At 58.7% G+C, this 14,046-nt stretch carries 12 protein-coding genes and 1 tRNA gene; 8 read left to right on the top strand and 5 right to left on the bottom strand.

Annotated features, from left to right (window positions below; all coding sequences use genetic code 11):
• The first annotated feature begins 5 nt into the window (after positions 1-5).
• The 6 genes from C1Y42_RS08235 (at position 6) to ybiX (ending at position 7,199) form a co-directional block, all read left to right on the top strand.
• Positions 6-746, top strand: coding sequence for a response regulator (locus C1Y42_RS08235; RefSeq protein WP_058781320.1), 741 nt, complete (start codon positions 6-8; stop codon positions 744-746).
• Entirely contained in the window at positions 743-2,053 is a 1,311-nt protein-coding gene (locus tag C1Y42_RS08240) for a HAMP domain-containing sensor histidine kinase (RefSeq protein ID WP_104093172.1), read from the top strand. The genes C1Y42_RS08235 and C1Y42_RS08240 overlap by 4 nt, the downstream gene beginning before the upstream one ends.
• 136 nt (positions 2,054-2,189) lie before the next feature.
• Positions 2,190-3,380: a cytochrome c biogenesis protein/redoxin gene (locus tag C1Y42_RS08245; protein ID WP_104093173.1), complete on the top strand. Its 1,191-nt coding sequence runs from the start codon at positions 2,190-2,192 to the stop codon at positions 3,378-3,380.
• 288 nt (positions 3,381-3,668) lie between these two features.
• A complete protein-coding gene (locus C1Y42_RS23700) occupies positions 3,669-3,836 on the top strand; it encodes a hypothetical protein (RefSeq protein WP_193752272.1) in 168 nt (55 codons plus the stop codon).
• Positions 3,837-4,184: 348 nt separating this feature from the next.
• Positions 4,185-6,470, top strand: coding sequence for a catecholate siderophore receptor Fiu (locus C1Y42_RS08250; protein WP_104093174.1), 2,286 nt, complete (start codon positions 4,185-4,187; stop codon positions 6,468-6,470).
• Positions 6,471-6,521: 51 nt separating this feature from the next.
• On the top strand, positions 6,522-7,199 hold the full coding sequence (gene ybiX / locus C1Y42_RS08255) for a PKHD-type hydroxylase YbiX (RefSeq protein ID WP_058771146.1): 678 nt from the start codon (positions 6,522-6,524) through the stop codon (positions 7,197-7,199).
• Positions 7,200-7,256: 57 nt separating this feature from the next.
• Here the strand turns inward: ybiX and C1Y42_RS08260 are convergent.
• From C1Y42_RS08260 to C1Y42_RS08270, 3 genes are all read right to left on the bottom strand, one after another.
• Positions 7,257-7,332 (bottom strand) — tRNA-Asn (locus tag C1Y42_RS08260).
• 103 nt (positions 7,333-7,435) lie between these two features.
• Positions 7,436-8,212: a DgsA anti-repressor MtfA gene (mtfA, locus tag C1Y42_RS08265; protein ID WP_088516937.1), complete on the bottom strand. Its 777-nt coding sequence runs from the start codon at positions 8,210-8,212 to the stop codon at positions 7,436-7,438.
• 237 nt (positions 8,213-8,449) lie between these two features.
• Positions 8,450-9,130 carry a hypothetical protein gene (locus C1Y42_RS08270; RefSeq protein ID WP_058771148.1) on the bottom strand — a complete coding sequence of 227 codons (681 nt, stop codon included), beginning with the start codon at positions 9,128-9,130 and terminating at the stop codon, positions 8,450-8,452.
• A gap of 580 nt (positions 9,131-9,710) precedes the next feature.
• Between C1Y42_RS08270 and C1Y42_RS08275 the strand changes: the two genes are divergently transcribed.
• Both C1Y42_RS08275 and C1Y42_RS08280 read left to right on the top strand, forming a co-directional pair.
• Positions 9,711-10,415, top strand: coding sequence for a phosphohydrolase (locus tag C1Y42_RS08275; RefSeq protein ID WP_058757381.1), 705 nt, complete (start codon positions 9,711-9,713; stop codon positions 10,413-10,415).
• A gap of 70 nt (positions 10,416-10,485) precedes the next feature.
• A complete protein-coding gene (locus tag C1Y42_RS08280) occupies positions 10,486-10,731 on the top strand; it encodes a hypothetical protein (protein ID WP_104093175.1) in 246 nt (81 codons plus the stop codon).
• A gap of 40 nt (positions 10,732-10,771) precedes the next feature.
• On the opposite strand, the gene C1Y42_RS08285 is transcribed toward C1Y42_RS08280, so the two are convergent.
• Together C1Y42_RS08285 and dcm are read right to left on the bottom strand one after the other, a co-directional pair.
• Entirely contained in the window at positions 10,772-12,367 is a 1,596-nt protein-coding gene (locus C1Y42_RS08285; protein ID WP_104093176.1) for a methyl-accepting chemotaxis protein, read from the bottom strand.
• Positions 12,368-12,517: 150 nt separating this feature from the next.
• Entirely contained in the window at positions 12,518-13,915 is a 1,398-nt protein-coding gene (gene dcm / locus C1Y42_RS08290; RefSeq protein ID WP_058757384.1) for a DNA (cytosine-5-)-methyltransferase, read from the bottom strand.
• Between the last annotated feature and the right edge of the window lie 131 nt (positions 13,916-14,046).

Here is a 14,046-nt window from a genome sequence, read left to right on the forward strand (position 1 = left end):
CTGTTTTGGAGCACGTTGATCACATTCTGGTGGTGGATGATGACCGGGATATCCGCGAACTGATAACCGACTATCTGATTAAGTCCGGTTACCGCGCCACCGGTGCGGCCAATGGCCGCGAAATGCGCGCCGTGCTGAGCAGCAGCATGGTGGATCTGGTGGTGCTGGATATCATGATGCCGGGTGACGATGGCCTGACGCTGTGCCGTCAGCTGCGCAGCGATCCCCGGCAGAACCTGCCGGTACTGATGCTTACTGCCCGCAGCGAAGAGACCGATCGCATTCTCGGGCTGGAGATGGGGGCGGATGATTACCTGATCAAACCCTTTGTGGCGCGTGAGCTGCTGGCGCGCATCAAAGCGATCCTGCGCCGTACCCGGGCGCTGCCGCCAAATTTACATATTACCGGGGCCGGCCGCATCATTGCCTTTGGCGAGTGGCAGCTGGATACCTCCGCGCGCCATCTGCTGGACAGCGACGGCGTGATTGTGGCGCTGAGTGGCGCAGAGTACCGCCTGCTGCGCGTGTTTCTCGACCATCCGCAGCGCGTGTTGAATCGCGATCAGCTGCTCAACCTGACGCAGGGCCGCGACGCGGAGCTGTTTGAACGCTCGATCGATCTGCTGGTTAGCCGGCTGCGCCAGCGGTTACGCGAAGATGCCCGTGAACCGGCCTACATCAAAACGGTACGCAGCGAAGGTTACGTACTGGCGAGCACGGTGGTGATCAAAGAGGCGCATCAATGAGGCTATGGCCGCGATCGCTGCTGTCACGCCTGCTGATTATCGTGTTGGGCGGGCTGCTGCTGGCAAATACTCTCACGCTGGCAAGCCTGCTGATTGAACGCATGAGCAGCGCTAAAAGCGTGATGCTGGGCAACCTGGAGTACGATGTGGCGACCAGTGTGGCAATCCTCGATCGTCTGCCGGCCGACGAGCGTCCGGGCTGGCTGGCGAAGCTGGCGCGCGGCAACTATCGCTACAGTCTGTCGCCGGGCGAAGCGGGGCCGTATCCCTCCGGCTGGCGCACGCGCGACGCGGTACGCTCACTGCAGGAGACGCTTGGCGGGCGCTATCAGATGAGCATTCATGCGATTCCGGGGCCGCGGGAGCATATTCAGGTGCATCTGACGCTGCATGACGGCGCGCCGCTCACGCTCGATCTCTGGCCGCGCATGCCGGCGATTGCGCGCTGGCTGCCGCTGGTGCTGATGGGTCAGCTGCTGCTGCTGCTGTGCTGCGCATGGCTGGCGGTGCGGCAGGTGGTGCGACCGTTTGTGCGCTTTACCCAGGCGGTTGATGCGCTCAAACCGGCCGCCAGCCACGCACAGCTGATGGCAGAGAACGGCCCGGATGAAGTGCAGCAGGCGGCGCGTGCGTTTAACGCTATGCAGCTGCGGATTCAGGATCACCTCAAAGCGCGTGCGCAAATCCTCGCGGCCATCTCCCACGATCTGCAAACCCCGATCACGCGCATGAAGCTGCGGGTGGAGATGGCGGAGCAGCCTGAGCTGCGCGACAAACTGCTGAGCGATCTCGATAACATGAGCTGCCTGGTGCGCGAGGGCATCGCTTATGCACGCTCATCGGAAGTGCTGGAGGAGAAGCGCCAGAGCGTCAGCCTCAACGCGCTGCTGGATAGCGTCGTCTGTGACTATCAGGATGTCGGTAAAGCGGTGAACTTTGTGCCGTGCACCGGCCATGACACCTTCGCCGTGCGGCCGCAGGCACTACGGCGCATCATGACCAACCTGATCGACAATGCGCTCAAGTTTGGCGGCGAAGCGGAGGTTGAACTCTGTTCACCCCAGGGTGACAGCGTAGAGATTCGGGTGCGTGATAACGGGCCCGGCATTCCGGAGGAAGCGTTACAGGCGGTGCTGGAGCCCTTCTACCGCGTGGAGAGTTCACGCAATCGCCACACCGGCGGGACCGGGCTCGGCCTGGCGATCGCCACCCAGCTGGTGAGCCAGATGGCAGGCAGCCTGCAGTTGCGTAACCGGGCAGCTGGCGGGCTGGAAGCGTGCATCATCCTGCAGCAGCAGGATGTGTAACCTGATGTATCTGCCTGCCCGCTACACACATAACCCGACATAACGGCGTTCCCGCGACACAGCCTGAATACATGCGGTGGATGTAATAGACGTACTGCCGGACGCGCAGACGTTTATCCACCGTATGAGGTTCTCTATGACACTGCTTATCGCTTTTCTCGCCGGGATGCTGACGCTGCTCAGCCCCTGTACCTTACCGATTATTCCTTTTGTATTTGCCAGCGTACGCGGCCGTCGCGGACAGCTACTGGCGCTGCTGAGCGGCATGGTCCTGATGTTCACACTGGTGGCGCTGCTGGTATCGCTTACCAGCCACTGGGTCAGTCAGGTCACCCGCATTGGTCGCGACCTGGCGCTGTTGTTCCTGGCGATAGTCGCACTGACGTTAATCTCCACGCGCATCGCCCAACGCGTTACCCGGCCGTTTGTCGCGCTGGGTAATCGCCTCAACGATGCCAGCCAGCGGCGAAGCGGGGTGCTCGCCGCGCTGCTGGCGGGCCTGGCAACCGGTCTGCTGTGGTCGCCCTGTGCCGGACCGGTGCTGGGCGCGATCCTCAGCCTGGCCGTCGTGGGCGATCATCCCCTGTCGGTTGGCGTGTTGCTGCTGGCGTATGGCAGCGGTGCCGCTCTGATGCTGGCGCTGCTCTATTTCGCCGGACGATCGCTGGTGGCGCGACTGCGTCCGGGGCTGGCGATGAGTGCGCGGCTGCGTCAGGCGGCGGGCGTGTTGATGCTCACCTCGGTGGGCGTGATTGTTACCGGCTCACAGAGCCAGCTGCAGGCAGCGCCCGCTTTTGCCCTGAAGCTGGAGCAGCAGCTGAGCCAGTGGCTGACCACGCCGGCACCCAAAGTGCGCCTGGAGCCGGTTAGCCTGCCGCAAACCAGCAGCGCCTTGCCGTCGCTGGAGGGGGGCACAGCGTGGCTGAACGGGGCGCCGGTGACGCCTGCCACGTTAAAGGGCAAAGTGGTACTGGTCGATTTCTGGACCTGGGATTGCATTAATTGCCAGCATACGCTGCCATACGTGCGCGACTGGGCCAGTAAGTATCAACGTGACGGGCTGGTTGTCGTGGGTGTGCACACGCCGGAGTACCCGTGGGAGCGCGATGAAAAGGCGCTGAAGCGCGCGATTACGCGCTGGCAGCTGCCCTACACCGTAGTGGCGGATAACAATTACAGCATCTGGAACCGTTTTGGTAATCAGTACTGGCCCGCGCACTACATCTTTGATGCACACGGCCAGTTGCGCTACACCGCGTTTGGTGAAGGTAACTATGAAGAGCAGGAGAGGGTGATTCAGCAGTTGCTGAAAGAGGCGCGTGCATGACAGGTCAGGCGGCCCGCCCGGGCCGCCACTGCTTCTCATTTAGGTAGTGGTTCGCGGAGTATGACTTTGAAAACCGGGGGCTTCACAGGGACTATCAGGTAAACAGCGTGCGGCATTGCCGGGGGCCTCCCAGCCCGTAGGGGCATTCTTCAGTGTGACCGTCATGGCGCAGCCACCGTTGCCACCCCGATATGCAAAATGCAGTAATCCTACGCATAACTTGTCGTTTGGTTCCGCGTCCAGGCTGGGGTTTACTGTCAGCGTTAACCTTTTTTGGAGAAGCTGACAATGAAGAAGATCCTGCAGCAGTGGCTGGCGCGTCTGGCAGCCAGCAAAGCCGCCACCCCTGACGGGCGCGAATTCTACCCCGGTGAGCATATCGATCTGCTGATCCCGATCAGCCAGCTGTACGGCGTGGAGTTTCATCCTTCCGTGTATCGCTACTATGAACGATAACCGCCGCCACCAGCGCATGCGCTATTGCTACTGGAATGAACTGTGCACGCCAGACTAAAAGCCCGCTCACGCCGAGCGGGTTTTTTTATGCTGTTTACCCGCCTGATGAAAAAATTGCCGTAACCTCCCGCCGGTTTATTCAATTGTATTGATTTCGTAATTTTAACGTAAAGAAAAGTATTCCCAAGCGGCAGCGCGCGTGTAAGAATATAAAAGTAAATGATAACCATTGGCGTTATCATTTAGGTGTTGTCTGGGAAAACCGTGTTGATTCAGTGCTATGCCTGAATGGCAGGTGCGGTTAAGACAATGAGTGCGTTAATAACGATAAGAAACTCACCTTTTAACATGGATAAAAATCGCCAGCTGCCGTTTGGTAGCTTCAATTCGCTGACCCTGTTCACCGGGCTTTGTATTGGTATTTCGCCGGCTGCGGCGCTGGGGGCCGATAACTCCGGCAAAAAATCTGATGATACGCTGGTGGTTGAAGCGCGCACGCCTTCGCTGTACGCGCCAAATGCCTCGGCCGATCCCAAATTTACCCGTCCGCTGGTGGATACCACCCGCACCATGACGGTGATTCCGGATCAGGTTATTAAAGATCAGGGCGTCACCAATCTGACCGACGCGCTGAAAAACGTGCCGGGCGTCGGGGCGTTTTATGCCGGGGAAAACGGCAGCTCAACCACCGGCGATGCGGTGTACATGCGCGGTGTCGATACCTCCAACAGCATTTACGTGGATGGCATTCGCGACATCGCCAGCGTCACGCGTGACACCTTCAACACGCAGCAGGTGGAGGTGATCAAAGGACCTTCCGGCACCGACTATGGTCGCAGCGCACCATCCGGCTCGATCAATATGATCAGCAAACAACCGCGGCTGGACACCGGGCTTGACGCGTCAGTCAGCGCCGGCAGCGCGTGGATGCGCCGCGGCACGCTCGATTACAACCAGGCAATCAACGACAATGCGGCGTTTCGCCTTAACCTGATGGGTGAGAAAACCCATGATGCGGCGCGCGACAACATCCAGAACGAGCGATATGGCGTCGCGCCTTCGCTGGCGCTGGGGCTGGACACCGCAACGCGGCTGTACGTCAACTATTTACACGTCCACCAGAACAACACACCGGACGGCGGTATTCCGACCGTTGGCCTGCCAGGCTATTCGGCACCGTCTGCCGCGTATGCTGCGCTGAACAATTCCGGCAAGGTCGCCACCAGCAACTACTACGGCACCGATTCTGATTTCGACAAATCGACTACCGACAGTGCCACGCTGCGCTTTGAACACGATTTGAGCGATAACACCACGCTGCGCAACACCACGCGCTGGTCACGGGTGAAGCAGGAGTATCTGCTGACGGCGGTGATGGGCGGAGCCAGTAACATTACTGCACCCAACCCGGACGATGTGGGCAGCTGGCGCTGGTCGCGCCTGGCAAACACCAAAGATATCAGCAACCGTATTCTCACCAACCAGACCAATATCACCTCGAAATTTGCCACCGGGTCCGTCGGGCATGATGTGAGTGCGGGCGTAGAGTTCACACGTGAAAATCAGACCACCTATGGCGTCAACGCGCTGACCCCGCCTGCGGTGAATATCTACCATCCCATCAGCAGCATTTCGATTGGCGGTCTGGACCGCAACGGCGCGAACGCTAACGGGCAGACTGATACGTTTGGCATCTATGCATTTGATACGCTGGCGATTACCTCTGACTTTGAGCTGAACGGCGGCATTCGTCTCGACAACTACCATACCGAGTACGACAGCGCGACGGCCTGTGGCGGCACCGGACGCGGCGCGCTGGCTTGCCCGGCGGGCGTGGCGCGCAATACGCCGGTGACCACGGTGGACACGGCGAAATCCGGCAATCTGGTGAACTGGAAAGCGGGGGCGCTCTATCGTCTGACCGAACAGGGCAACCTGTATGTGAATTACGCCATCTCCCAGCAGCCACCGGGTGGCAGCAGCTTCGCGCTGGCGGCGGGTGGCAGCGGCAACAGTGCCAACCGTACCGATTTTAAACCGCAGAAGGCCAAATCCAGCGAAGTGGGCACCAAGTGGCAGGTGCTGGACAAGCGGCTGCTGCTGAACGCCGCGCTGTTCCGCACCGACATCGAAAATGAGGTCGATGCCAATGATGACGGCACTTACTCGCAAACCGGCAAGAAGCGCGTGGAAGGCTATGAACTCTCAGCAACCGGCAACATAACGCCAGACTGGGAAATCATTGCCGGTTACACCATGCAGCACGCGTCGGTGCGTGAAGGTGCCAGCGTGGCGCAGGATGGCTCATCCGCGCTGGCCTATACGCCGAAGCACGCCTTTACGTTGTGGACCAACTATCAGGCTACTGATGCGTTGTCGGTGGGCGCGGGCGCACGTTACGTTGGCAGCCTGCGTCGCGGCAGCGATGGGGCCGTGGGCACGCCGGATCACACCGAGGGCTACTGGGTGGCTGACGCGAAGCTCGGGTATAAGGTCAACAATAACCTCGACCTGCAGCTCAACGTGTATAACCTGTTTGATACCAACTATGTGGCATCGATCAACAAGAGTGGTTATCGCTATCATCCGGGCGAGCCGCGTACTTTTCTGTTGACGGCTAACGTGCATTTCTGATGGTCAACCGTGGGGCGTTCGCGCTCCACGCTTAATGGCGAGAACTCCGCGATGATGTATCACATTCCTGCCGTGCTTAACGCTGAACAGCTGGCGCACTTTACCGCACAGCTGCAGCAGGCTGACTGGGTTGACGGACGGGCGACGGTCGGCAGCCAGGGCGCGACCGTAAAAAATAACCAGCAGATTGACACCGGCACGCCACTCTATGATCGGCTGCAGGCTGCAGTGCTTCAGGCACTGAATAGCCATCCGCTATTCTTTGCCGCCGCGCTGCCGCGCACGCTTTCTGCGCCGCTGTTCAACCGTTATCAACAGGGGGAAACCTACGGTTTTCACGTTGACGGTGCGGTGCGCCACAATGGCGCGGCCGGCTGGATGCGTACCGATCTCTCCGCCACGCTGTTTCTGTGTGAACCCGACAGTTACGAGGGCGGGGAACTGGTGATCGAGGATACTTACGGTCAGCACCGCGTAAAACTGCCGGCCGGCGACCTGGTGCTTTATCCCTCCAGCAGCCTGCACTGCGTCACGCCGGTCACGCGCGGCGCGCGGGTCGCCTCGTTTTTATGGATTCAGTCGATGGTGCGCGATGATAAGCAGCGCGCGATGCTGTTTGAACTGGACCGCAACATTCAGAGCCTGAAAGCGCGCCACGGTGACAGCGAAGAACTGCTGTCGCTGCTGAATATGTACCACAACCTGCTGCGCGGCTGGACGGAAGTTTAGCCGTCACGCAACAACAAAAAGCCCGCTCAGGTTTCCCTGAGCGGGCTTCTTTAAATCTGGCTCCTCTGACTGGACTCGAACCAGTGACATACGGATTAACAGTCCGCCGTTCTACCGACTGAACTACAGAGGAATCGTTGGAACGAGGCGAATATTAATGGCAGCCCCTGTGGGTGTCAACCGCTAAAAACACATTTGTATTCAACTGGCTAGCAAAGCGGCAAAGCGATCGTGATTTAAGCAGATTCCGGTGCCTGCTGCGCCAGACGCGCCAGCGGATCCTGATGGTAAAACTGCTGCAGGTGGCGATACATGGCCGGAAAACGGCTGGCGAGCAGGTCGGGGGCGCTGAAAAAGTACTCCGACAGCACGGCAAAACATTCCGCCGGATCGCTGGCGGCATAAGGATCGAGGGTCGCGGCCTGTTCACCTACCAGCTCCACTTCTGCTTCAATCTCGGCCATCGCCTGCAGTAAATCCTTCTCCCAGCTGGCCACATCGCGCAGCGCGATGGCCGGGATGCCGCTGGTGTAACCGCTGCCGCGCGCGTCGAGCTTGTGCGCCACTTCGTGGATCACCAGGTTATAACCAGAGAGATCGTATGAGTCCTGGATGTCCAGCGCGTTCAGCACCACCGGTCCCTGTGTCCAGCTCTGGCCGGCATGTACGGCCGGCGCGTGGTGCACCAGGCCGCTGTCGTCCTCCCAGCGATCGTCAACGCTGAACGGCTCCGGGTAGATCAGCACTTCGTGGAAGCCGTCGAGCCATTCCAGACCCAGCTTCAATACCGGCAGGCAAAACAGCAACGACAGGCGAGCCAGCCGCAGCTCGCTGAGTTCCAGCCCCTGCAACGGAGTGATTTTTTTCTGCAGCAGGAAGCGTTGCGCCAGCGCCACCAGCGCCTGCTGCTCGTCGCTGTTTAGCAGAGAAAAGATCGGCTGCCCCAGCGCCTGTTGCCAGGGCAGGGCAGTCACGGCAGCATCTTTTTGTGCACGCCACGGCCATTTGATCATTGCGTCACTCACTCTGCAGGGCGGAAATCATATCCTGACGCGGCAGACGATAAATTGCCAGCGTGGAATCAAAGCCGCTTATTCAACCTGTTAGCGGCGGATTTGTCTGTGACAGGGATTGCAAACTGGCAAGGTGGGAAAGGGGCGCGCTGTGCCGCCGGCGAGGGGGCAAGGGCTGGTGATTCACTGAATCGCGCAAAAGATGACGCCCTCTTCTGTGCGGAAGAGGGCAAACGGTTAGCCTTCACGCTCCACACGCTGGAATGCGATGACCCAGACCCAGGGATTCACCTCCCAGCTGGTGGCGCCATACTGCTTCTGCCACGCCTTGCGGTAAGCTTCTTTCGGCGATTCGGAATTCATGTTCATCGTGAAGAAATTATTGAGGAAGTGCGAATCGGTCTGCACGCCTTCCGCCATGATGTCGTCTTCGCTGATGTCCTGAATTTTCTCCGCGCGTACCGCCGTGATTTCCAGATCGATGCGGCTGGCCCAGCGCGGCATATGGATGGCGGTCTGCCAGCCAAACTGCTCGGCGACCTGCTGATTTTCTTCCTGTTGTCCAAGTTCATGGCTGTCGGCGCGATACTGGCAAAATGCCGGATTACGGAACGGCAGCGGATCGCGCTCGTATTCCGCCAGCTGCGCCTCAGGCACAATCGGACCCCGCCAGGTTTCACGCACCCACAGGCGATCGCCGACCTGGCCAAACGGGCACTGGGCGCCAATGTCCGCCATCGACATCAGCTTGTAGCCATGCAGATGATTAGCGCTGACATCAAACGCGTGCACGCCTTCATGATGATCCTGTCCCGGGCCAAACGCCTGAGTTTTCATAATGCGCCGGGTCTGAGTTTGCTGGCCAACCAGCAGGGCGCGCACCCGCTGTTCGGAAAAAAGAATCGGCCGTTCTTTCATTATGTACCTCATGTTGTATCACGTACCCGGAGAACTTCGAAGAAACATCCGTATCCTCGGATGAGAGCATTAGCATAATGGGTTTGAATCAATTTGCTTAATAATTTGTCGCCTTATTATCGGGCAATAACTGCCGCTTCCGGTATTAAAAATGGCTCATAAGCAAACAGTGTGCTGACGAAGGCTCCGGGTACAGGTGAGAGCCGTAAATTTCCCCTATACAGTACGTTATAACGGTCGCAATGGGAATCTTTTCAGATTATGTCGCTATGCAAAGGGGCGTTTTAATGCTGGGGTTGCGACAGGCTAAACTGGACCTTTGGCGATGCTGAAAATTCACCCAGCGGGAAATGCATCACCGAAATTAAACAGAGTGGCTTAACTAAAACAGGTTAAGGAAATACTGAAAACGGTATCGCGGCTGGGCAAGCGGCTTTAACAGCGCTATAACATGATCGGGATCGCATTTTTTTGCGCTGGACATCCGGGAAGGGTGTAAAGAAAGTGTCATCACCGGGCCGCTATGATGAGACGCAAGCCGTACCCGGTGCGAAATAATAGCAATAACAGGAGAAGCACGGTGTCACTGACCCATTGGCAACACCGTTACGAAAGCTGGCTGCAGCTGAACTGGCTGCACGATGATAAAGCCCATGATATCGCGCACCTGCGCCGCGTCTGGATGAGCGCGGCCCGCATTATGCAAAACACCAATGCCGATCCGCTGGTGGTACTGACCGCCTGCTATTTCCACGATGTGGTGAACCTGCCGAAAAACCATCCGGAACGCCATCTGGCTTCGACTTACGCGGCGGAAGAGACGCGCCGCATTCTGCAACAGGATTTTCCGGACTTCCCCTCAGCGCTGCTGGACAGCGTGGCGCATGCGGTGCAGGCCCACAGTTTCAGCGCCCGCATTACGCCAAAAACGTTAGAAGCGAAGATCGTTCAGGACGCCGATCGTCTCGAATCATTAGGCGCGATTGGCCTTGCGCGCGTTTTCTATACCGCAGGTGCGCTGGGACGGCCGTTGTTCGACAGCGACGATCCGCTGGGTAAAGACCGTGAACTGGATGACGTAAAGTGGACGCTGGATCATTTCCAGAAGAAACTGCTGAGCCTGCCGCAGACCATGCAGACGGAAACCGGCCGTCTGCTGGCGGAACACAACGCCGATTTTCTCGTCCGCTATATGGCAAAGCTGTGCGCCGAACTGCAGGGCAATCTGACCGATATTGATGAGTCCGTGTTACGCGATTTCAGTCCCATACCGGCACAATATTAAATTTTTATGACAGTCTGTTAACTTTCATCTGCTTCCGCTACGTTGTTGTAAATCAAGAGGGAGTGTGAAGATGACCGAGACCGTTAACTTAACCATTAAAATTGACCCGGCGCTAAAAGAGCACATTAAACAGTTAGCCGCTGATAACCAAATCTCCATGAGTCAGGAGATCGTTAACCGCCTGCAGGCCAGTTTAGATACCGTTGAGCCACCGGTCGTCGACAGTCTGCATACCGAAGAGGCGGGCGATCAACTGAGCGCCGCCGAGCTGAAGCAGGTGCGTGCACTGCTGAAGAAAAGTAAGAAAAAGAAATAACACCAAAACCCGTCGCTGACGGGTTTTTTCTTTCTGCACCTTAGCTAACGCGGAACTGCTGCGCGCGCTGCGTCAGTCGCGCTGAAAGTTCACTCAGCTGCGCCGCTGCCTGCACCTGCTGGTCAGTCAGGGCTTCGTTTTGCTGGAGCTGAAGACTCATTTCCACCACTTCCCGGGCAATTTTGCTCACGCGATGGCTCTGCGCCGTACTGTTATCCTGCAGCTCATTCAGCTGGCTGACTACGCCCGATACCGCCTGGCCAATCCGCGCAAACAGTACTTCCAGCGCCTGCACCTTCGCAAAGCCATCCTGCACGTGCTGCTGCGTGTGCTGGATTAAACCGTCGATCTGCCGCGTGGATGCGCCGCTCTGCTGCGACAGCAATCCCATCTCTTTGGCGACGACCGAAAAACTGCGCCCGTAAGCGCCAGCATGCGCAGATTCTATCGCCGCATTAAGCGACAGCAGACGCGTCTGCATCGACAGGCTGTCCAGCATGCCGACGATGCCAGCGATATCGCCAGCGGCCGCAACGATCTGCTGCATCTGGTGCTCCATATTGTCGACTTCGTGGGCGCAGTGACGCATCAGCGCATCCGCAGACTGCGCGTCGTGCGTCGCCTGTTGCGAGAAGTGTGCACCTTTTTCCACCTCTTCTGACACGCGATGCAGCCGCTGCGACAGATGATGGAAGCTGGCATTTTGCGCCTGATGCTGCTGCATCACCTGCTGATTATGCTGCTGCATCTCGTCAGCGCCGGCCGCCACCCGGGTTGCTACCGTCGTGATGTCGCTGACGATCTGCTGCAAACCCTGACGCATGGTATCGATGGACAGGAGCAGCTGGCGCGTTTCCAGCGACTGACGACGCGTCGGTGCCGGGCTGGCGACCAGATCGCCCGTCGCGATTTGTGCCAGCTGGGCGTTGGCGTGACGCAGCGGCAGCAACACGCCGCGCATCAGCAGCGCGGCGGCCAGCAGCAGCAGCGCCATTAATAACGCGGCGATCGCCAGCGCCAGATTGCGGCTCTGCTTGAGCGTGCTGAGCGAATGCTGGTTGACGCTGCCGAGCTGCTGATTGGCCTGTTCGATTTCGCTAAACCAGGCATCGTTGAACTGCTGCTGGAAAGCCTGCATCGGCACCATAAAAAATGCGTTGATATCATTGGCTGCCAGCCCTTTCAGCTGCTCCTGCAGCCCGCCGGCCAGTAGCACGAAGCCCTGTGCCAGCGGGCTATCGCTTTTCGCCTGATAGGCAGCAAACAGCTGCTGCGCCTGCTGCAATGAGGTAGTGGCTGCCGCCGCCAGGCTTTTCCAGCTGTCGACCGAACCGCTCTGCTGGTCCTGCATCAGATAAATACCGGCACGATGGCTGTTGTCGCTGGCGGTGAGTAGCTCAATGCGTGCTTTATCCAGCAGGGCCAGCCGTTCGCGTAACTGGCTGGCCTGCTGCAATGAGTGTTGCGTCTGATTTACGTGCTGGTTGAGCAACAACACCCCGGCAAACTGCAGCAGACAAAACAGCACAATAAACAGCATGAACTGGCTGCGCAGGCTGGAGAGCCAGACGGGCAGACGCAGGGTAAAACGAGGTCGCAGCCGCAGCGGCAGGGAAATTACAGACAGGAGAGACATCAAACAGCTCCGCAAAAAATAAAACGCAGTATTGGTTTGATGCGTGACAGTCCGGTGACAGTGCGCGCGATGTGCGGCAAAACAGCACATCGCGCGTTACTAAAGCAAATTGCGGGGCGGAAAACCGGGGCGTGAAGCGCGGCTGCGTTTTCAGCGGCGCTGACGCGCGTGCTGCTCAATCAGCGGCAGCAGCAGTTTCGCTACGGCGGCGAACACCGGCACCACCACCGAGTTACCAAACTGTTTGTAGGCTTGTGTGTCGGAGACCGGAATGCGGAAGCGCGCTTCGCCTGGCGCTTCAAAGCCCATCAGGCGGGCACATTCACGCGGCGTCAGGCGGCGCGGGCGGCGCGCCATGTTCGCGGCCTGCTGAAAATCCTGTTCGCCCAGCGCGTGATCCCAGCCGCGATCGATCAGGATTTCCGACCCGTCTTTATAGTAGCGCGCTGACAGCGTGCGCACGCAGCAGTGCGGATTGCGCGGATCGTTGAGGCCAAAGCCAAAACCGTTGCCTTTGGCTTTATGCTTCTTCGCATACTGGTAGAGATAGTGCCACAGCGTGGGCGACAGGGTATATTTTGCCGCCGGCTGCGGCTCCAGCAGGCTGTGCAGCGGCGGAACTTCAGGCGGATAGAGCGCCGCCAGCGCGCGCAGCGAAAAACCCTCGCTCAGGCCGGTATCGCGCCGGATCCCCACCAGCACGATGCGCTCGCGGTGCTGTGGCAGGAAGTGACGCGCATCGACAACTTTGGCATCCGGCGATGAGTCGTCAGCCGCGTCAGCGACGTCGTAACCCAGCTCATCCAGCGTGGCCATAATAATGGCAAAGGTGCGGCCTTTATCATGGCTCTTGAGGTTCTTCACATTCTCCAGCACGAAAAACGGCGGTTTTTTGGCGGCGAGGATGCGCGCCACATCAAAAAACAGCGTGCCCTGGGCTTCACATTCAAAACCGTGCGCGCGACCCAGCGCATTCTTCTTACTGACGCCGGCCAGCGAAAAGGGCTGACAGGGAAAGCCGGCCAGCAGCACCTGATGGTCGGGAATCGTCTTATCGATATGCTGATAAATCGCCTGCTCATCCGGCAAACCGGCCGGCTGGGTAATCAGCCGGATATCACTGTTGAACTGATGCCGGGCGGGATCGCTGTAGTGATTGGCTTTATAGGTGCGCACCGCTTCTTTATTCCACTCGCTGGTGAATACGCACTGGCCACCAATCTGCTCAAAGCCGCGGCGAATACCCCCGATGCCGGCAAACAGATCGATAAACTGAAAGCGGGGATTGTCATAATGCGCCGGTCGCGACGGCAGCAGCGCCTGCAGACGGGCGACCTCCGCCGCTGACAGCGCGGGCGCGGCACTTTTTCCCGCGCGAATACGGTTAAGCTGCGTAATGCTCCAGTCGCGGCCGCCGGCCTCGCTCAGGATGACCACCAGATCGCGGGCCGCGTAGATATCCAGTACCTGCAGCAGTAACGCGGTGGCGTCATCATCAGCGGAGTGCGGGGAGGGCGAAGCCGTCGCGGCGGGATCGAGTGCAAGCATGCGTTTTTCCTTAACAGTGAAGCGGCTATGCTACCACTCCTGGCGCGGCGTGGAAATTAACGATGGCTGCGCGGCGTCTCGCAATCTGCTCCGCACAAACTTTCGCTTTTGCCTCAACGCGCTAAAGTTGA

Origin of the sequence: Pantoea sp. ICBG 985, from assembly GCF_002928365.1 — a bacterium.
In the GTDB taxonomy this organism is placed as follows: Bacteria; Pseudomonadota; Gammaproteobacteria; order Enterobacterales; family Enterobacteriaceae; genus Pantoea; species Pantoea dispersa.